This window comes from Vallitalea maricola, from assembly GCF_036985595.1.
Lineage (GTDB): Bacteria > Bacillota > Clostridia > Lachnospirales > Vallitaleaceae > Vallitalea > Vallitalea maricola.
This window is the reverse complement of the sequence record NZ_BTPU01000359.1, coordinates 1-240: the sequence shown is the minus strand read 5'-3', so window position 1 is coordinate 240 and position 240 is coordinate 1. Positions and strand designations below refer to the sequence as shown.

The 240-nt window shown below is 29.6% G+C and carries 1 protein-coding gene; it reads left to right on the top strand.

Going from position 1 to position 240, the window contains the following annotated elements; all coding sequences use genetic code 11:
* Positions 1-6 precede the first annotated feature (6 nt).
* A partial coding sequence (locus AACQ14_RS24845) for a PadR family transcriptional regulator (RefSeq protein ID WP_353514040.1) occupies positions 7-240 on the top strand: 234 nt, incomplete at its 3' end.

The window sequence follows — 240 nt, the reverse complement described above, 5'->3', positions numbered from 1 at the left end:
GACAAAATGTTTATAGAGTCTTTGAATTTTTTTTGGCAAGCAGAGAGAAGTCAAATATATAGGGTATTAAATATAATGAAGAAATGGGGTTGGTTATCTTCAGAGATAGTATTTCAAACAGATAGACCCAATAAAAAGTTATATACCATTTCTGATGTAGGTAAATCAGAATTCCTGAATTTGTTATCAACTGATTGTATAGATGAGGCTCTTTTTACTAGGAATCAGTTACTATTAAGA